The 18,738-nt window shown below is 70.6% G+C and carries 14 protein-coding genes; 6 read left to right on the forward strand and 8 right to left on the reverse strand.

Annotated features, from left to right (window positions below):
- The first annotated feature begins 188 nt into the window (after positions 1-188).
- Positions 189-1,538, forward strand: a complete 1,350-nt coding sequence (locus ACH4DX_RS12145) for a M14 family metallopeptidase (protein ID WP_398154992.1) — start codon at positions 189-191, stop codon at positions 1,536-1,538.
- Between the two features lie 699 nt (positions 1,539-2,237).
- Here ACH4DX_RS12145 and ACH4DX_RS12150 read toward each other — a convergent pair.
- The 6 genes from ACH4DX_RS12150 to ACH4DX_RS12175 all read right to left on the reverse strand — a co-directional run bounded on the left by ACH4DX_RS12150 (position 2,238) and on the right by ACH4DX_RS12175 (position 9,044).
- Positions 2,238-4,436 carry a DUF6571 family protein gene (locus ACH4DX_RS12150; RefSeq protein ID WP_398154993.1) on the reverse strand — a complete coding sequence of 733 codons (2,199 nt, stop codon included), beginning with the start codon at positions 4,434-4,436 and terminating at the stop codon, positions 2,238-2,240.
- 37 nt (positions 4,437-4,473) lie between these two features.
- Positions 4,474-4,890, reverse strand: a complete 417-nt coding sequence (locus ACH4DX_RS12155) for a hypothetical protein (RefSeq protein WP_398154994.1) — start codon at positions 4,888-4,890, stop codon at positions 4,474-4,476.
- Positions 4,891-5,032: 142 nt separating this feature from the next.
- Positions 5,033-6,526, reverse strand: coding sequence for a GntP family permease (locus tag ACH4DX_RS12160; RefSeq protein ID WP_398120139.1), 1,494 nt, complete (start codon positions 6,524-6,526; stop codon positions 5,033-5,035).
- A gap of 235 nt (positions 6,527-6,761) precedes the next feature.
- Positions 6,762-7,172: a RidA family protein gene (locus tag ACH4DX_RS12165; protein WP_398120137.1), complete on the reverse strand. Its 411-nt coding sequence runs from the start codon at positions 7,170-7,172 to the stop codon at positions 6,762-6,764.
- Positions 7,173-7,197: 25 nt separating this feature from the next.
- Entirely contained in the window at positions 7,198-7,962 is a 765-nt protein-coding gene (locus tag ACH4DX_RS12170) for an IclR family transcriptional regulator (RefSeq protein WP_030572368.1), read from the reverse strand.
- Complete coding sequence (locus ACH4DX_RS12175) at positions 7,959-9,044, reverse strand: sugar kinase (protein ID WP_398120134.1); 1,086 nt, start codon at positions 9,042-9,044, stop codon at positions 7,959-7,961. Before ACH4DX_RS12175 ends, ACH4DX_RS12170 begins: the two co-directional genes overlap by 4 nt.
- A 138-nt stretch (positions 9,045-9,182) precedes the next feature.
- On the opposite strand from ACH4DX_RS12175, the gene ACH4DX_RS12180 reads away from it, so the two are divergent.
- On the forward strand, positions 9,183-10,682 hold the full coding sequence (locus tag ACH4DX_RS12180; RefSeq protein WP_398154995.1) for an alanine racemase: 1,500 nt from the start codon (positions 9,183-9,185) through the stop codon (positions 10,680-10,682).
- A 270-nt stretch (positions 10,683-10,952) separates the two neighbouring features.
- The gene (locus tag ACH4DX_RS12185) at positions 10,953-12,563 is read left to right on the forward strand and encodes an amidohydrolase family protein (protein ID WP_398120130.1); all 1,611 of its coding nucleotides are present in this window, start codon (positions 10,953-10,955) and stop codon (positions 12,561-12,563) included.
- Positions 12,564-12,594: 31 nt separating this feature from the next.
- On the opposite strand, the gene ACH4DX_RS12190 is transcribed toward ACH4DX_RS12185, so the two are convergent.
- Positions 12,595-13,443 (reverse strand): serine protease, encoded by an 849-nt coding sequence (locus tag ACH4DX_RS12190; RefSeq protein WP_398120128.1) that lies wholly within the window; start codon positions 13,441-13,443, stop codon positions 12,595-12,597.
- A gap of 371 nt (positions 13,444-13,814) precedes the next feature.
- Between ACH4DX_RS12190 and ACH4DX_RS12195 the strand changes: the two genes are divergently transcribed.
- Both ACH4DX_RS12195 and ACH4DX_RS12200 read left to right on the forward strand, forming a co-directional pair.
- Positions 13,815-15,026, forward strand: coding sequence for a pyridoxal phosphate-dependent aminotransferase (locus ACH4DX_RS12195; protein ID WP_398120126.1), 1,212 nt, complete (start codon positions 13,815-13,817; stop codon positions 15,024-15,026).
- Between the two features lie 90 nt (positions 15,027-15,116).
- Entirely contained in the window at positions 15,117-15,527 is a 411-nt protein-coding gene (locus ACH4DX_RS12200) for a hypothetical protein (protein ID WP_398154996.1), read from the forward strand.
- Positions 15,528-15,682: 155 nt separating this feature from the next.
- Here ACH4DX_RS12200 and ACH4DX_RS12205 read toward each other — a convergent pair whose 3' ends face one another.
- Positions 15,683-17,542: a phosphoenolpyruvate carboxykinase (GTP) gene (locus tag ACH4DX_RS12205; RefSeq protein ID WP_398120123.1), complete on the reverse strand. Its 1,860-nt coding sequence runs from the start codon at positions 17,540-17,542 to the stop codon at positions 15,683-15,685.
- A gap of 306 nt (positions 17,543-17,848) precedes the next feature.
- Here ACH4DX_RS12205 and ACH4DX_RS12210 point away from each other — a divergent pair, with 306 nt between their 5' ends.
- A complete protein-coding gene (locus tag ACH4DX_RS12210; protein WP_398154997.1) occupies positions 17,849-18,562 on the forward strand; it encodes a hemolysin III family protein in 714 nt (237 codons plus the stop codon).
- Positions 18,563-18,738: the final 176 nt, after the last annotated feature.

The raw sequence follows: 18,738 nt of genomic DNA on the forward strand, positions 1-18,738 counted from the left end.
CACGGCCCCGCCCGACCGGCGGCGGCCCGTGCGACCGGGCCGCGTCCGTGCCCGCACCACCCGCACAGCGCACCCCGCACGCCGCACCCCGCACCGCACCGCACCGCACCGCATCTCATATGGGCCATGAGCGTCATACGGCTCATACGCGTCGCACTGAACCACCCCCCACCCCCACAGGAGCATTCATGCGACTTCGCATCCGCGGAAGGAGATCAGCGGCCATCGCCGCCGTGCTCGCCCTCGCGGTGGCGGCGCCCCTGAGCGCCAATGCCTCCGATTCGTCCTCGCCGTCGGCCAAGAAGGCCGCGGCGGCCACCGCGGCCGACGAGAACGTCCGTCAGTACTCCATACCCGGCCCCTCCACGCCCGCCGAACGCACGGCCGTCGCCGCCACCGGCGTGTCCATCGACGAGGCCCACGACCACGCGGTCGTCGTCACCGCGGACGCCGCCCAGGCCAGGAAGCTGCGCGCCCTCGGCTACAAGCTCAAGGTCCTGCCCGCGCCGCCCGCACGCACCGACGGCAAGCGCGTCGAGGTCCGGGACTTCCCGCCCGCCGACTCCCGCTACCACAACTACGCGGAGATGAACGCGGAGATCAACCAGCGGCTCCAGCAGTACCCGAACATCATGAGCAAGCGCGTGATCGGCAAGTCCTACCAGGGCCGGGACATCGTCGCCATCAAGATCAGCGACAACGTGGCCACGGACGAGAACGAGCCCGAGGTCCTCTTCACCCACCACCAGCACGCCCGTGAGCACCTGACGGTGGAGATGGCGCTGTACCTCCTGCGGGAGTTCGGCGCGGGCTACGGCGGCGACGCGCGCATCACCAAGATGCTCAACGAGCGCGAGATCTGGATCGTGCCGGACCTCAACCCCGACGGCGGCGAGTACGACATCGCGACCGGCTCCTACCGCAGCTGGCGCCTGAACCGGCAGCCCAACACCGGCGGCGCCACCGGCACCGACATGAACCGCAACTGGGACTTCAAGTGGGGCTGCTGCGGCGGCTCCTCGGGCACGCCGGGCTCCGAGACCTACCGCGGCCGCGCCCCCGAGTCCGCGCCCGAGGTGAAGGTCGTCGCCGACTTCGTGCGCAGCCGGGTCGTCGGCGGCAAGCAGCAGATCAAGACGGGCATCGACTTCCACACGTACAGCGAGCTGGTGCTCTGGCCGTACGGCTACACGTACAACGACACGGCGCCCGGTCTCACCCAGGACGACCACGACGCCTTCGCCACCGTCGGCCGCAAGATGGCCGCGAGCAACGGCTATACGCCCGAGCAGTCCAGCGACCTCTACATCACGGACGGCACCATCGACGACTGGCTCTGGGGCAACCAGAAGATCTTCGGCTACACCTTCGAGATGTACCCGCGCTCCGGTGGCGGCGGGTTCTACCCGCCCGACGAGGTCATCGAACGCGAGACGTCCCGGAACCGGGACGCTGTGCTCCAGCTTCTGGAGAACTCCGACTGCATGTACCGGTCCATCGGCAAGGAGCAGCAGTACTGCTCCGGCGGTCGACGGTAGCCAGGCTGCCGCACGGGCACGGCGAGGGTCCCCTCTCGGGGCCTCGCCGTGCCCGTACGTCACTCGGCTCGCGGCCGGCCGAGGCTCGGGGGGCCGCCCGGGAGGGCCGAGGTGCCGCTGCCGGTGCATTTGTATACGTTGCGGGCGGCCAGGCGGAGGGTTTCTGCGGTGAGTTCGGCGAAGGCTTGGGGGTCTGAACTGGTTGCCGGGGAACTACTCGTGTCGCGGACCCTCGCCGAGATAGTCCCTGGATAACCCTGCATGGTGCAGTTCAGGAGCAGCACGGCGGCACGCTTCGAGGTGTAACCCCGAGCTTTACCGAGACGCAGCGGAGTACTGCCTGGGATATCTGCGATGCGCTCGACTTGTTCCTCTGCCTCGTGACGAGTCTTGTACCTCTCCGTGTCCAGGAACTTGTCGTAATCCACGGTCACTTGTCGGTCGCCAGCGGCAAAAGTACACGTGGGGGGCGGCCCGGTGTATGGTAAGCCAAATTCTTCCAGGCGGTTACTGTGCTCTTGGTATCGCTCTCCCTTTTCCGGCAGGAGATCAGCCACTGGCTTTCCCGGTAGCTTTTCGGCGCACACTCGTTCCGGTATGGAGACAGCAGGCGCGTCGGTGGGCCTAAACAGCCATACAGCCACACCAATGGAGGCCACCAAGACCACGGCGGCAGCCCCCCAGAGCTTCGTCTTGCGCCTAGGCGCCTGGGACCCAGCCATCAACCTTCCCGACTTCTCTCCGGCCCGAAATCTCATACTGCAATACCGTGCTTCGGCGCGCGCTATCCGCTACGACCGCCGCATCGGACGGGCTCTGCCCATGCTGCCTCGCTGCGCTGTAAACGGCATCGTATGTAGCATCAGCAGAACTTTCACGCTGCCCACCCAGGAATACCCGCCTGTCCTGCGCCGCATCCCCGCTGGAATCCCTGCTGTACTTGTCGACGACGCTCTCCCGCGCATCCTCAGCGATCCAGCCGACGGCTTCGTTGACGTATGGCACATCACTCACCCCTAATCTGAGGGTGCGTTCCGCCCACTTGCCCGCCGTATCGATGCCGCTGTTGAATTCCTGGTCAGCCGCGATGCGGTCGTCGTACACGGCCCGTGTGCGTGCTTCGGCCATGATTCCGGCGATCTCGGCGCCCGGGGCGACCTTGTTGTTCACATCCGTGTCGACCTTTTCCCGGGAGAGACCGTCGGGGTTCTGGAACGTCTCGTGAACGAGCTGGGTCGTGGTGGACTGCTGGGCGTTGAGGACGGCTCCGTAGGCTCCGGGGTCCGTGCCCACCGCTCCCAGGAAATCGCGCACGTGGTACGGGGGGAGGCTGCCGAGGTTCGCGTTGCTGCCGTACGTCCTGATCTCCCGCTCCCCGTTCATGCCGTCCTGGAAGTCCCGCATGTACTCCGCCGTGATGTTCCCCAGACTGCCCCGCAGCTTCGAATCGTCCAGGATTTCCGGGTTGCTGCCGTAGTGGTCCACCAGGCGGTTGACGAAGGACGCGCTGGCATCCGAGTGGGGCCTCGGTGGTGCGTCGGTGTCGTACGGAGTGCGGGTGGCCGCCGATTCCAGGGCGTGGCCGAGGCTGGTCTCGTACTGGTCGCGGCCGGTGTCGGTGAGGCCTACGACGTCCAGCGCGGAGAACCTGAGGTTGCGGGAACCGTCCTCGTGGCCGACGAGGTAGTCCCAGTTGCTCTCGGCGCCCGAGCCGGTGTGGAGGAACTCCAGGGAGGCTTCCGGGTTGTGGCCGAGGGACTCCAGGAATCCGGAGACCGGGTCGCTGGAGGGCCTGTCCGGGGGGTAGTTGAGGTTTTCGGTACCCCAGGACGTGAACGGCGGGAGCCCCCTCTCGTGCTCGAGGAGTTTGCCGCCGTAGTCCTGTAGGAACTTGGTCTCGAACTTGCCCTTCTGCATGAGACTCGTCATGACCTCGAAGCCGAACGGTGGCGTGGCTCCGCCCGGCCCCGGGGCGACGGGCAGCCGTTTCCCGCCGGCCTCGATCATGTCCTTCTTCCACGCGTCCATCTCCGGGCTGTCGACGCGGGTGGCCCCGGCGAGTGTCAGGCTCAGACTGTCCTGGACGGCACCGAGGATGCCGGCGCGGTCGGGCCCCACGACACCCATCGTCCCGGCGGGGGCGGCGAGGTCGCGCCAGAAGCGGAGCGTGCCCTCGGCGCCCAACCGGGTGGCGAGGCGCTCCCCGAAGGCGGGGGTGTCCTGGTAGCGGCCGAGAGTGTCGTTGAAGCTCTTGAGCTTCTTGTCGCTCCATCCGTCGACGCCGCCCTTGGCCACCTCCTTGGCCCAACGGTCCGCGTCCGCCCGGCCCTGGAGGTCCTTCGCGTGGTCGAGGCTGTTCACGCGTACGTCGGAGAAGTCGTGCCTGCCGCGCGCCAGTTCCCGCAGGGCCCGTTCCGCGACCCGGTCCGTCTCGTCCGCTTCCCTGAGGACTCGCGTCGCGTCCCGCGTGGTCGCGACCAGGTCCATCTGCGTGGGGGCACCGTCCTTGGCGGCGTCCTGCGGAGAACGAGCCTCCGCCCCGCCCGCGGGGGTGATCCGGATGTTGCGCCGCGCGGCGCTGTCCGCCACCCGCTGCATCTCGTCCTTGTGCCGGGTGAACGCCTTGAGCGCTCCCTGGAGGACAGCGAGGACGCTCTGCGCCGACGTGACGGCGTCGTCGAACTCGGCTGCCGTCCTGACCACGAACGCCTTGCCCACGGTGGCGTTGACGCCCTTCCAGTCGGCCAGCTCCGCCTTGCGTTCGAGCAGGGCCGCGCTGTCGCCGCCGCCACCGCCGGTGGCCAGCCGGCCGAGGCGCCGCACCATCACTTCCCAGTCGTCGACGGCGGACGCCAGTTTGCCCAGCCGCAGCCCGAGGAGATCCTGAACCGTCAGCATGCCCTCGCCCTCGCCCCCGTGACCGCTCCCGGCTCCGTCACTTCATGTACTTGTCGATGACGGACACGGAGACGGACGTGGCGACGTCGTCGTCGTCCTTCTTGTGCTGCGCGCGCGTGAAGTCGAGGTGGTTGGAGATGTGCCCGCACGCGTCCACCAGGGTCCTCGACTTGGTGTTCCACGCGTCGTGCAGGGCGGTGAGGGCGGCGCCCATGGCGAGCCCGTCCCCGGACAGCTCGACGGCGGCACCGAAGGTGCTCTCCCGCGCGTGGTAGGAGTCCTTGCGGAGGCGCTCACGGAGCCGGTACGCGATGCCGCCGAGCGCGCCGAGCTCGTCGTCGTGGACGACGAGGTCCGCCGCCGCGTTCGGCCCGGGCACGCCGTCGAGTCGCACGCCGTCCGCCCGCCGCTGCGCGGCCTCGGCCTTCAACTGCTCCCACTCGTCCCACGACATCGCGGCCTCCCCCGCTCACGACCGATCCGCCGGGCCACTATAGCCACGTACGTCACACAGGGTCGTGACGCAATCACGCCAGGCCGTACGACGTGGGGGGCACCCGGCAGGTCGCCGGATGCCCCCACGTCGTACGGACGAGTCACACGAACAGGCTCACCACCGCCGCCACCGCGAACCCGGCCACGGAGAGCACCGTCTCCAGGACCGTCCAGGTCTTGAGGGTGTCGCGTTCGGAGATGCCGAAGTACTTGGCGACCATCCAGAAGCCGCCGTCGTTGACGTGCGAGGCGAAGATGGAGCCCGCGGAGATGGCCATGATGACCAGGGCCGTGAAGGCGTTGGAGTAGTCGCCCTCGGCGAGGAGGGGGGCCACGATGCCCGCGGTCGTGACGATGGCGACCGTCGCCGAGCCCTGGGCCACGCGCAGGACCACGGAGATGAGGTAGGCGAGGACGATCACCGGCAGGCCGACGTCGTGGAAGGTGTCCGAGAGGGCCTGGGCGACGCCGCTGCCCTTGAGGACGGCGCCGAAGATGCCGCCCGCGCCGACCACGAGGAGGATGTTGCCGACCGGCTTCAGGGACGCCGTCGACACCGTCTCCAGGGACTTGCGGGACCAGCCGCGGCGGATCCCGAGGAGGTAGTACGCCATCAGCAGGGCGATCGTCAGGGCGACGAAGGGGTTGCCGAAGAACTCGATGACGCTGCGGCCCGTCGACGGGTCGAAGGCGATGGACGAGAACGTCGCCAGGAGGATCAGGACCAGGGGGGTACCGATGATCAGGAAGACCGTGGAGAGCGCGACCGGCTGCTCCTGCGGCTCACGGCCCGCGGCCCGCTGCTCGGCGACGACCGCCGCCCTGGCCTCCTCCGAGGCCTCCAGCATGTCCTGCGGTACGGGGACGAAGATGCGCTTGCCGATCCAGGCCGAGAACACCCAGGCCGCGAGGACCGCGGGGATGCCGCAGACGATGCCCATGAGGATGACCCAGCCGAGGTCGACCTTGAGCAGTCCCGCCGCGGCCACCGGGCCCGGGTGCGGGGGCAGGAACGCGTGGGTCATCGACAGGCCCGCGAGCAGCGGCAGGCAGTAGAGCAGGATCGACTTGCCGCTGCGCTTGGCGGCGGCGTACACGATGGGCGCGAGGACGAAGATGCCCACGTCGAAGAAGACCGGGATGCCGAAGATCAGGCCGGTCAGGCCCATGGCCAGCGGGGCGCGCTTCTCGCCGAAGAGACCGAGGAGCCTCGACGCGAGGACTTCGGCGCCGCCGGAGACCTCCAGGATCGCGCCGAGCATGGTGCCGAGGCCGATGATGATCGCGACATGGCCGAGGATGCCGCCCATGCCGGACTCGATGAGCGAGACGGCGTCCGACTTCTGGACCGTGCCGAAGAGTTCGGTGACCGAGAGGCCGGCCGCGAGGCCGACGGCTATGGAGACCGCGAGGAGCGCGACGAACGGCTGTAGCCGCACTTTGATGATCAGGAAGAGCAGCAGCAGGATGCCGAGGGCGGCGACGGTCAAAAGACCCGCCGTGCCGTCGATGAGAGCCATCAGGCCGCCGGTGTGCGGTGGCGCTTCGGCTGGGGCGGTGGCCGCGAGCGTCGCGGAGAGGGTGGACGGGGACATCGTTGACCTCGTAAGTGCATGGAGCTTTCTGGGGCAGGGGGGATCGCGGCACGGCGCCCCGGGGGGCGTCGGGGCGGCGCGTCGCGATGACGTACGGCTTGCGTGGGGGTGGGAGAGCGCGCGGGAGTGAGTGGGGGTTCCCGGGGGGTCGGTGGGGTCGGTGGTGTGCTACCCCGGGCGGGGGCGGGGAGGCCGGATGGCGGCCTTGCCGCCCCCGCGGGACGGACCGCGGCGGTCAGCCGAGTACGGCCAGCGCGTCGATCTCGATGAGCAGGCCCTTGGGCAGGCCGACGTACACCGTGGTGCGGGCGGACGCGGGGGCCTTGAGGCCCTGCTCCTCGAAGTACTGGTTGTAGATCTCGTTCATCTCCGCGAAGTGGTCCACGTCCGTGAGGTAGACGCGCATCATCATCACGTCGTCCCAGGTGGCGCCGCCCTCTTCGAGGATCGCCTTGACGTTGGCGAAGGTCTGGAGGGTCTGCTCGCGCAGGGTGGGCCCGGCGGGGGTGGGGGCCTTGCCCTCCTCGGCGGGCAGGAAGCCGACCTGGCCGGCGACCTGGAGGATGTTGCCCTTCCTGACGCCGTGGGAGAACTTGGCGGGCGGGGCGGTGTGCGTCGCCGGGGTGATGGCGGTCTTCTCGCTCATGATGTTGCCTTCTTCGTAGGGGTGTTCACAGGGCGTGTCTGGCGTCCGGTACGGCGCCCGAGTACTCCCTGCTGATGGCCTCCGCCGTACGCCGTACCAGCGGAAGGAGCTTGAGGAGTTCCTCGGCCGTGACGACGACGTTCGGCGCGGACACCGACATGGCGGCGACGACCCGGCCGTCCGCGCCGCGGATGGGGGCGCCGACGCAGTTGATGGACTCCTCGTGGCCGCCGAGGTCGGTGGCCCAGCCCTGCTCGCGCACCTGCGCCAGTTCCCGCAGGAAGGCCGCGGCGTTGGGCGTCGAGCGGGACGTGTACGCGGGATAGTCGAGCTTCTCCGCGAAGGCGCGGCGCTCGGCCTCGGGGAAGTCGGAGAGCAGCAGCTTGGCGACGGCGGCGACGGTGATGGCGACGGGCTTGCCGATGCGCGAGTACATGCGGACCGGGTAGCGGCTCTCCACCTTGTCGATGTAGAGCACTTCCTGCTCCTCGTACACGGCGAGGTGGACCGTGTGCCCGCACTTCTCGTTGAGGGCGAGCAGGTGGGGGTGCGCGATCTCGCGTACGTCGAGGTTCTCCACCGCTTCCTGGGCGAGCGCGAAGAGGCGGGCGCCGAGGCGGTAGCGCTGATCGGACTGGCGGAAGACCAGGCCGTGTTCGTGCAGGGTGCGAAGGAGGCGCAGGGCCGTGGACTTGTGGACGCCCAGGCGCTCGGCGACCTGGCCGAGGTCGGCGGGGCCCTCGGCGAGCAGGGGCAGGATCGACAGGGCGCGGTCGACTGTCTGGCTCATGACGTTCGTACCTCCTCGTCGGCCACGGTGGTGGCCCGGGTGGGATCCGCCGCCGTCCAGCCGGGCCCGAGACGCAGGGTCTCCCAGCCGGCGGGGTCAAGGGCGGCGAGCGCGTCGGCGTGGCCGCGGGACGCGGGTGCGGCGAGGTCGCCGGGCACGGTGAGGGCGGCGGCGGCCATCAGGTGGCCGTGCCGCAACCGGTGTTCGGCGGACAGGCCGCGCAGGGTCGCGGAGAGGAACCCGGCGGCGAAGGCGTCGCCCGCTCCGACGGGTGCGACGACGTCGACGTGCAGGGCGGGGACGAAGGTAGTGGTGTCGCGGCCGGTCGCGGGGTCGGTGGCGAGGGCCGTGGCGCCGTGCGCGCCCTGCTTGACGACGAGCACGTCGGGCCCGGGCAGCGCCTCGCGGATCGCCGCGGTGCCGCCGGTGACGCCCCAGGCGGCCGCGGCCTCGTCCTCGCCGACGAACACGATGTCGGCGCCGCGGGCGAGGTCGAGCAGCACGTCGGCGCCGCCCTGCTCCCGCCAGAGGCCGGGACGGTGGTTGACGTCGAAGGAGACCAGGGAGCGGCGCCCGGCACCCCGGTCGCACAGGGTGCGTACGAGGGCGAGGCAGTCGGCGGAGAGCGCGGGCGTGATGCCGGAGAGGTGCAGCACCCGCCCGGACCACAGGGCCTCGTGGTCCACGGTGTCCGGGGACATCGCGGAGGCGGCGGAGCCCGCGCGGTAGTAGACGACCTCGTGGGCGTCGGTGTCGCGGTCGTCGGCGGTGCGGAAGTAGATGCCGGTGGGGCGGTGCGGGTCGCGGCCGACGGCTGAGGTGTCCACGCCGTACCGCCCGATCGCCTCGACCAGGTGGTCGCCGAAGCCGTCGGCTCCGACGCGGCTGACCCAGCGGGTGCGGTGGCCGGCGGCGGCGAGCGCGCAGACGACGTTGGACTCGGCGCCGCCGATGCCGCGCTCGAAGGACGGCACGTCGGCGATCCTGCCGGGGCGCGACGGCAGGAAGGTCACCATCGACTCGCCCAGGGCCACCACGTCGGTGTCCAGGGAGTTCGTGTCTCCGCCGCCTGCTCGGGTCACGTCGGTGTCAGCCCCTCATTCGCTTCCCGGGTCCGTTGACCCGGCGTTGGCTCGGATGTTAGACAGCAGTAAGCGACATACGCAATGAACGTTGCATATCTTGCAACGCATGCGTGGAAGAGGCACGAGGAGACGTCCATGGCCGCCGAAAAGTCCGCCGAGCAGCCCGCCACCCTGTCCGCCGAGCAGCCCGACGGCCCGGCCGCCGACCCGTCCGACAGCCGGTCCGAGGGCCGGCCGGCCGGGCAGGCGGCGCCGGAAGCCGTCGCGCGGCTCGCCGAGGAGCGGATCGACGCCCGCTTCAAGGCCCTGCCGCCGGACACCGACGGCCTGAGCGTGGGCGAGCTGGCCGCCCAGCGCCGCAACCTCTTCACCGGCGGTTTCACGACCCCCGTCCTCGCGCTCTCCGCCGAGCGCCTGGAGCACAACCTCGCGCTCATGGAGCAGTACGCGGCCCGGCACGCCCTCACCTTCGCGCCGCACGGCAAGACCTCGATGGCGCCCCAGCTGTTCTGGCGCCAGCTGGAGCACGGCGCCTGGGGCATCACCCTCGCGGTCCCCCACCAGGTGCGGGTGGCCCGGGCGTTCGGCATCCGGCGGATCTTCCTCGCCAACGAGCTGGTGGACGCGGCGGCCCTGCGCTGGCTCGCCGCCGAGCTCGACTCGGACGCCGACTTCCGCTTCGTCTGCTACGTCGACTCCGTACGGGGCGTGCAGCTGATGGACGCCGCCCTGCGCGCGGCGGGGGCGCGCCGCCGCGTGGACGTCGTCGTGGAACTGGCGGCGGGCGCGGGGGCGCGGACCGGTGCCCGCACCGAGGCCGACTGCGCGACCGTCGCCGACGCGGTCGCCGCGAGCGGCACGCTGCGGCTGGTGGGCGTGGCCGGGTACGAGGGCGAGGTGCCCGAGCCCACTCCCGAGCGGGTGCGCACCTGGCTGCGGCGGCTCGTGGCGCTGGCGGCGGAGTTCGACGCCGCGGGCCGTTTCGGGGCGGGTGCGGCGGCCCCGGTGGGCCAGGCGACCCCGGCAGACTCGGCGACCCCGGTGGACCAGGCGACCCCGGCAGACTCGGCGACCCCGGTGGGCCAGGCGACCCCGGTGGACCCGCCCGCCGAGATCGTGATCAGTGCCGGTGGCTCCGCCTGGTTCGACGCCGTCGCCGACGTCTTCGCCGAGATCCCCGACCTCTCCCTGCCGGTCCTGAAGCTGCTGCGCTCCGGTGCGTACGTCTCCCACGACGACGGCCACTACCGGCATCTCACCCCCTTCAACCGCGTCCCCGACGAGGGCGCCCTGCACCCCGCCTTCCGGCTGTGGGCCCAGGTCGTCTCGCGGCCCTCGCCGGAGCAGGCCTTCATCAACGCGGGCAAGCGGGACGCGGCGTACGACCTGGACCTGCCGGAGGTGCAGGTGATCCGGCGGGGCGACGGGACGGAGGTGCCCGCCACCGGGGTCACCCTGCACGCCCTCTCCGACCAGCACGGGTGGCTCAGGACCGGGCCCGGTGTCGACCTCCAGGTCGGGGACTGGGTGGGGCTCGGGCTCTCCCACCCCTGTACGTCGTTCGACAAGTGGCAGCTCATTCCGCTGGTCGCGGCGGACGGGACGGTCACGGACTACGTCCGTACCTACTTCTGACCGCAGCGATCTTCCCCAGTCCCGCCCCTTCCCGAACCAGGGGGCTGCGCCCCCTGGACCCCCGCTTTATCGGCGCTCCGCGCCTCGTCCTCAAACGCCGGACGGGCTGAATTACCCTCGCCGCACCGGTGACGATCTGAGCCCGTCCGGCGTTTGAGGACGAGGCCGCAGGCCGATGACGGGGTCCGGGGCGGAGCCCCGGTTTCGGGAAGGGGCGGGGTTGGGGAGCCCCCGGCAGGGAACCAACCCGCACCCCCAGAGAGGCACCCCATGGACATGGTCATCCGCGGCGCCCGCGTCATCGACGGCAGCGGCGAACCCTCGTACAGAGCCGACGTGTCGATAACGGACGGCCGAGTGGGCGAGATCCGCCGGGAGGGCGAGGGCCCCCGCCCCACGGGCACCCGCACCGTCGAGGCGGACGGCCTCGCCCTGGCCCCCGGCTTCATCGACATGCACGCCCACAGCGACCTGGCCCTCCTGCGCGACCCGGACCACAGCGCGAAGGCGGCCCAGGGCGTCACCCTGGAGGTCATCGGCCAGGACGGCCTGTCCTACGCGCCGGTCGACGACGCCACCCTCACCCAGGTCCGGCAGGCGATCACGGGCTGGAACGGCGACGGCAGCGACATCGACTTCGACTGGCGCACGGTCGGCGAGTACCTGGACCGCCTGGACCGGGCGCACGGCGGCCGGGGCATCGCGGTGAACGCGGCGTACCTGATCCCGCAGGGCACGGTCCGGATGTACGCCATGGGCTGGGACGACCGCGAGGCCACCGCCGCCGAGCTGGAGCGGATGAAGGAGCTGGTCGCGCAGGGCATGCGGGAGGGCGCGGTCGGCATGTCGTCGGGCCTGACGTACACGCCGGGCATGTACGCGAAGGACGCCGAGCTGACGGAGCTGTGCCGGGTGGTGGCGGCGCACGGCGGCTACTACTGCCCCCACCACCGCAGTTACGGTGCGGGCGCCCTGGAGGCGTACGAGGAGATGGTGGAGCTGACCCGCTCCGCGGACTGCCCGCTGCACCTGGCCCACGCCACCATGAACTTCGGTGTGAACAAGGGCAAGGCACCCAGTCTTCTCGCGCTCCTCGACGACGCGCTCGCGGCCGGTGCCGACATCACCCTCGACACCTACCCGTACACACCCGGCTGTACGACGCTCGTGGCGATGCTGCCGAGCTGGGCGAGCGAGGGCGGCCCCGACGCGATCCTCGCCCGCCTCAAGGACGACGACACGGCGGCGCGGATCCGCCACCACATGGAGGTCATCGGCGCGGACGGCTGCCACGGCGTGCCCATCGAGTGGGACACCATCGAGATCTCCGGCGTCTCCGACCCGGGGCTCGCCTCCTGCGTGGGCAAGACGATCAAGCAGTCGGCGGACATGCGCGGCGAGGAGCCGTGGGTCACGGCCCGGCGGCTGCTCATCGCCGACGGGCTCGGCTCGACCATCCTCCAGCACGTCGGGCACGAGGAGAACGTGCGGGCGATCATGCGCCACCGCGTGCACACCGGCGGCAGCGACGGCATCCTCCAGGGCTTCAAGCCGCACCCGCGGGCGTACGGCACCTTCCCGCAGTACCTCGGCAAGTACGTACGGGAACTGGGGGTGCTGTCCCTGGAGGAGTGCGTCGCGCACCTGACCTCGCGTCCCGCCGCCCGGCTCCGCCTGCCCGACCGGGGTCTCGTCCGCGAGGGGTACCGCGCCGACCTGGTGCTCTTCGACCCTGACACGGTCGCGGCGGGGTCGACGTTCGACGCGCCGCGCACGCTGCCCGTGGGCATCCCGCACGTCTTCATCGACGGCCACCCGGTGATCGAGGACGGCCGGCGCACGGACGTCCTCGCGGGACGTTCCGTGCGCCGGACCGCCTAGGCACGCAAGGCGTCGCGGGGCTCGGGCCGGGTCAGGGCTTGGGGAGCGTGCAGCCGGGGCGGTTCAGGTCGATCTTGCTGCCGGCGCCGACGCAGGGGACGATGGTGTAGGTCTGCTGGCCGTAGTTGATGCCCTGGCGGACCGTCACCTTGCCGTTCTCGTCGACCTCGCACGGGTTGTTGTCGGTGCAGCGCCCGCCGCTCTCGTTGCCGGTGTTGTTGAGGGCGACGACCTTGCCGGTCGCGTCGTCGACCACCGGCGATCCCGAGGTGCCGCCGATCGTCTGGCAGGCGGAGGTGTAGCGGACCGAGTCCTTCCAGGTCCAGCGCCCCTCCTTCAGCCGGTACGCGAAGCCGTCGACGTTGCACTTGTACATCCGCTTCCAGTAGCCGGACACGACCGTGATGGCCTTGCCCTGCGCCGGACGCGCGGAGTCCAGCTCCAGCGCCTTGATGCCGTACCGGCTCTCTATGTCCTTGTAGGTGCTGGTGAGCTGGTAGAGGGAGACGTCGTTGTCGGTCATCGTGCCGTACGCGATCTTGCTGGCGCGTACGGTGCCCGCGTTGCCGCCGCTCGCGTTCAGGAGCGTGAAGCTGCGGGTGGACGCGCGGTCCACGATGACCTGTCCCGGGGCCGGGAAGCCGGTCTCCAGACAGTGTCCGTTGGACATCACGAGCGCGGGGTCGGTGGGCTGCGAGGACGGTACGCGGACGACGGAGCCGGAGCAGTTGCTGAGCGCCACGGTCCCGGCGAAGCTCACGGCCTTGGCGGCCGGCGCCTTGACGGCCGCCGGTGCGTCGTCGCCGACGGCCGCCGCGGGTGCCACGGTCGCGCCGAGGATCAGCACGCCGAACACGGCACCGACGAGAGGCTTGTTCATGTGGGGGTCCCCTCTGAGGATGATTCTGTGACCGAAGGGTCTCTTCGGTCGAAGGGTCTCTTCGGTTTTGTCATGCGCATTGTTCGGGCCCCGGGGCTTCACTACAAGACCGCGTACGGCCAAGCACCTGCACGGGGCGGCGCCCGAAGGGGCGCGGGGAACTGCGCCCGAAGGGGCGCGGGGAACTGCGCGCTCAGCGCGCGACGGGCCGCAGTCGCGCCTCCTCGCCGACACGGCAGACGCGTCCGCGGCTCTGTAGTGGTTGCGCGCGCGGTTCCCCGCGCCCCGGCCGGGCCCCGCCGCCCCCGGCCGGGGCACGGCGTGACCCAGCTCTCCCCGCCGATGGCGCCCCCGCCAGATACCCTCGCGGCATGCAGGTGATCCAGTCGACCAAGCTCGCCAACGTCTGTTACGAGATCCGGGGCCCGGTGCTCGAGGAGGCGATGCGGCTCGAAGCAGCAGGTCACCGCATCCTCAAGCTCAACACCGGCAACCCCGCGGCCTTCGGCTTCGAGTGCCCGCCGGAGATCCTGGAGGACATCCTCCGCAACGTCGGCGACGCGCACGGGTACGGCGACGCGAAGGGCCTGCTCGCGGCGCGCCGCGCCGTCGTGATGCACAACCAGACCCTCGGCATCGAGACCGACGTCGAGCACGTCTTCATCGGCAACGGCGTCTCCGAGCTGATCGTGATGGCCATGCAGGGCCTGCTCGACGACGGCGACGAGGTCCTGGTCCCGGCGCCGGACTACCCGCTGTGGACCGCCGCCGTCTCCCTGTCCGGCGGCACCGCGGTGCACTACCGCTGCGACGAGCAGGCGGACTGGATGCCCGACCTCGCCGACGTCGAGCGCAAGGTCACCGACCGCACCAAGGCGATCGTGATCATCAACCCGAACAACCCCACGGGCGCGGTGTACGACGAGGCGGTGATCCGGGGTCTGACCGACATCGCCCGCCGCCACAACCTCCTGGTCTGCTCGGACGAGATCTACGACAAGATCCTGTACGACGGCGCCACGCACACGCCGACCGCCGCCGTCGCCCCCGATCTGCTCACCCTCACCTTCAACGGCATGTCGAAGGCGTACCGCGTGGCGGGGTACCGCGTCGGCTGGATGGCGGTCTCCGGACCGAAGGCCCACGCGGCCTCGTACATCGAGGGCCTGACGATCCTGGCGAACATGCGCCTGTGCGCGAACATGCCGGGGCAGCACGGTGTCGTGGCCGCGCTCAGCGGGCGGCAGACCATCAACGACCTCGTCCTGCCCGGCGGGCGGCTGCTCGCGCAGCGCGACGCCGCGTACGACCTGCTCACGCAGATCCCCGGGGTGACCTGCGTCAAGCCCAAGGGGTCGCTCTACCTCTTCCCGCGCCTGGACCCGAAGGTCTTCAAGGTCAAGGACGACCGTCAGATGGTCCTCGACCTGCTCCGCGCCGAGAAGATCATGGTGGTGCACGGCACCGGGTTCAACTGGCCCGAGCCCGACCACTTCCGGATCGTGACGCTGCCCACCGCGCAGGACCTCACGGAGGCGGTCACCCGGATCGGCACCTTCCTGGACGGCTACAGCCAGCCCTGAGCGCGGGTCGCACCCAGCTCAGTCATGACTCAACTTTAGACACAATCTAATGTAGGATGGCTTTCAAGCAACCAGCTTGGAGGCCATCTCATGTACGAGCCGATCCGTACCAAGTCGGTCCATGCCATGGCCGACCCGGGCGACTTCCCGCACCGCTCCCGCGAGGAGGAGCTGGACATCCAGCTCGCCGGGCATCTCGCCGCGTTGCTCGCCGTGACCGACGAGTTGCGTGCCCTTGCCCCCGACGCCGGGCTCGACGCCGCCGCCGAGCAGCTCTCGGCCCAGGTGGCGCGGCTGCGTGGGGGGCTGCCGCCGGTGCGGGCCTCGGTCGCCACCGCCATCCACGAGCCGCATCTGTCCGCGCTGCATCAGCGTGCGCATGCCCTGGCCGGGCGGGCGCTCGTCGTTGCGGCGTCGCGTGCCGATACGGGGGCGGCGATTCTTGCGGCCCGCCGCATGGAGGCCCACGCGGCGGCCACGCCTTGGGCGGCCGCCGCGTAGTCCCTCGCCTTCCTATGGGGGCTGCGCCCCCGTTCCCCCCGCTGTCGGCCCTCCGGGCCTCGTCCTCAATCGCCGGACGGGCTGGAACCAGCCCGTCCGGCGATTGAGGACGAGCGCGCAGCGCGACGGAAGGGCGGGTGGGTGGGGGAAAAGACTCAGCCCAGGCGGGCGACCAGGGCCCGGTACTCGTCCCACAGCTCCTTCGGGGTGTGCTCCCCGAAGGTCTCGAGGTGCGCGGGCACAAGCGCAGCCTCCTCCCGCCAGACCTCCTTGTCGACGGTGAGCAGGAACTCGAGCTCCGCGGCGGGCAGCGCAAGCCCGGCGGTGTCGATCGACGCGGGCGTCGGCAGCACACCGATGGGAGTCTCGACCCCCTCGGCACGCCCGTCGAGCCGCTCCACGATCCACTTCAGGACCCGGCTGTTCTCACCGAACCCGGGCCACACGAACTTCCCGTCCGCGTCCTTGCGGAACCAGTTCACGTAGTAGATCTTCGGCAGCTTCGCCTGGTCCTTGCCCTTGGCGACGTCCACCCAGTGGGCCATGTAGTCGCCCATGTTGTAGCCGCAGAAGGGCAGCATGGCGAACGGGTCGCGGCGCAGCTCACCGACCTTGCCCTCGGCCGCGGCGGTCTTCTCGGAGGCGACGTTCGCGCCGAGGAAGACGCCGTGGTTCCAGTCGAAGGACTCGGTGACCAGCGGCACGGCGGAGGCGCGGCGGCCACCGAAGAGGATCGCGGAGATCGGCACGCCCCTGGGGTCCTCCCACTCGGGCGCGATGATCGGGCACTGCGAGGCGGGCACGGTGAAGCGGGCGTTCGGGTGCGCGGCCGGGGTGCCGGCGTCCGGGGACCAGTCGTTGCCCTTCCAGTCCGTGAGGTGCTTGGGCTCCTCCTCCGTCATCCCCTCCCACCAGACGTCGTGGTCGTCGGTGAGGGCGACGTTGGTGAAGACCGCGTTGCCCCACAGCGTCTTCATCGCGTTGGCGTTGGTGTGCTCACCGGTGCCGGGCGCGACGCCGAAGAAGCCCGCCTCGGGGTTGATCGCGTAGAGGCGGCCGTCCTCGCCGAACCGCATCCAGGCGATGTCGTCGCCGATGGTCTCCACGGTCCAGCCGGAGATCGTGGGCTCCAGCATGGCGAGGTTCGTCTTGCCGCAGGCGGACGGGAAGGCGGCGGCGACGTACTTGGACTCGCCGGTGGGCGGGGTGAGCTTGAGGATCAGCATGTGCTCGGCGAGCCAGCCCTCGTCGCGGGCCATCACGGACGCGATGCGCAGGGCGTAGCACTTCTTGCCGAGCAGGGCGTTGCCGCCGTAGCCGGAGCCGTACGACCAGATCTCGCGGGTCTCGGGGAAGTGGGAGATGTACTTCGTGGAGTTGCACGGCCAGGGGACGTCCGCTCGGCCGGGCTCCAGCGGGGCGCCCAGGGTGTGCACGGCCTTCACGAAGAAGCCGTCGGAGCCGAGTTCGTCGAGGACGGGACGGCCCATGCGGGTCATGGTGCGCATGGACACGGCGACGTACGCGGAGTCGGTGATCTCGACGCCGATCGCGGACAGCGGTGAGCCGAGCGGGCCCATGCAGAACGGCACGACGTACATCGTCCGGCCGCGCATGGAGCCACGGAAGATCCCGCCCCGGCCGCCCTCGCCGGTGAAGATCTCCCGCATCTCCGCGGGGGCCTTCCAGTGGTTGGTGGGCCCGGCGTCCGCCTCCTCCTCGGAGCAGATGAAGGTGCGGTCCTCCACCCGGGCGACGTCGGTCGGGTCGGAGGCCGCGTAGTAGGAGTTGGGCCGCTTGATCGGGTCCAGCTTCTTGAAGGTGCCCTTGACGACGAGCTCCTCGCACAGGCGCTCGTACTCGGCCTCGGAGCCGTCGCACCAGACCACCCGGTCCGGCTGCGTCAGTTCGGCGATCTCGTTCACCCAGGAGAGCAGCTCCTGGTGGTCGGTGGGGGCGGCGCCCAGGGAGTCCGGGATGTCCGCTGAAGAGGGAGCCGCGATGTCGCGCGCCACGATTGCTCCTAGTACGAGGGATTTGTGGTTGGGGCCCCGTGGGGGCTGCGGCCCGGACGCTTCACTGCTTCGAACTCATGGGCGCTCATCCGGTGCCGACCGCACTCATTTGATCATCCGACGCGTTCGCCCATCTGTCCAGAGTGCCTCACACCTGAGCGGCGTGAGCATCGCCACTCGCCGCACCCGTCCCCACACCCCCCGTCTGGCACACCCGCACCCCTCTCCGTGACGCTCGCCACTTATGGGCTTTCGGCAGGTCAGGCTTGATACCTGACTTACGGTCCCGTAGGTACGATGGAGGCCATGACCGCACCCGTCCCCGACGCGATCGTGAATTCCCCCGTAAGAGAACCGAGTACGGCCGCCCCCGCCCCCGTGCTCCCGGTGAAGCCGAAGCTGCGCGGCTGGCTGCACGCCGGGATGTTCCCGGCGGTGCTGATCTCGGGCGTGTTCCTGACGGCCCTCGCCGACTCCACCCGCGGCCGCATCGCCTGCGGGATCTATGTCCTGACGGCCTGTCTGCTGTTCGGCGTCAGCGCGCTCTACCACCGAGGCGAGTGGAGTCCGCGCGCGGACGGCGTACTGCGCAGACTCGACCACGCCAACATCTTCCTGATCATCGCGGGGACGTACACACCGCTGACCCTGCTGCTCCTGCCCGACGCCAAGGGCCAGTGGCTGATGTGGGGCATCTGGGCGGCGGCCGCCGCGGGCATCGTCTTCCGCGTCTTCTGGGTGGGCGCGCCGCGCTGGCTGTACACACCCTGCTATCTGGCGATGGGCTGGGCGGCCGTCTTCTTCCTGCCCGACTTCCTGCGCACGGGCGGGATCGCGGTCCTCGTCCTGGTCGTCGTGGGCGGCCTGCTGTACAGCGCGGGCGGCGTGGTCTACGGCTTCAAGCGCCCGGACCCCTCCCCCCGCTGGTTCGGCTTCCACGAGGTCTTCCACTCCTTCACGCTCGCCGCGTTCGCGGTGCACTACGTGGGCATCTCCCTGGTCGCCTACCAACACGCCTGACGCCCTCGCGAAGGCCTGGACCACCCGGGGCCCGAAGGGGGCCGCGGCCGTCACTTCCGCGCGTACGCCCGGCCCCCGTCGCCGGTGCGCCCTCGGCGTCCTGGACATGCCGACGGCCCGGTTCCGGGCCCGAGCGGGGTGCCGACGGGGCGAAGCGCCGGTCAGGAGCGGCGGGC

It is taken from the genome of Streptomyces sp. NPDC017940 (assembly GCF_044328435.1).
Taxonomy (GTDB): domain Bacteria; phylum Actinomycetota; class Actinomycetes; order Streptomycetales; family Streptomycetaceae; genus Streptomyces.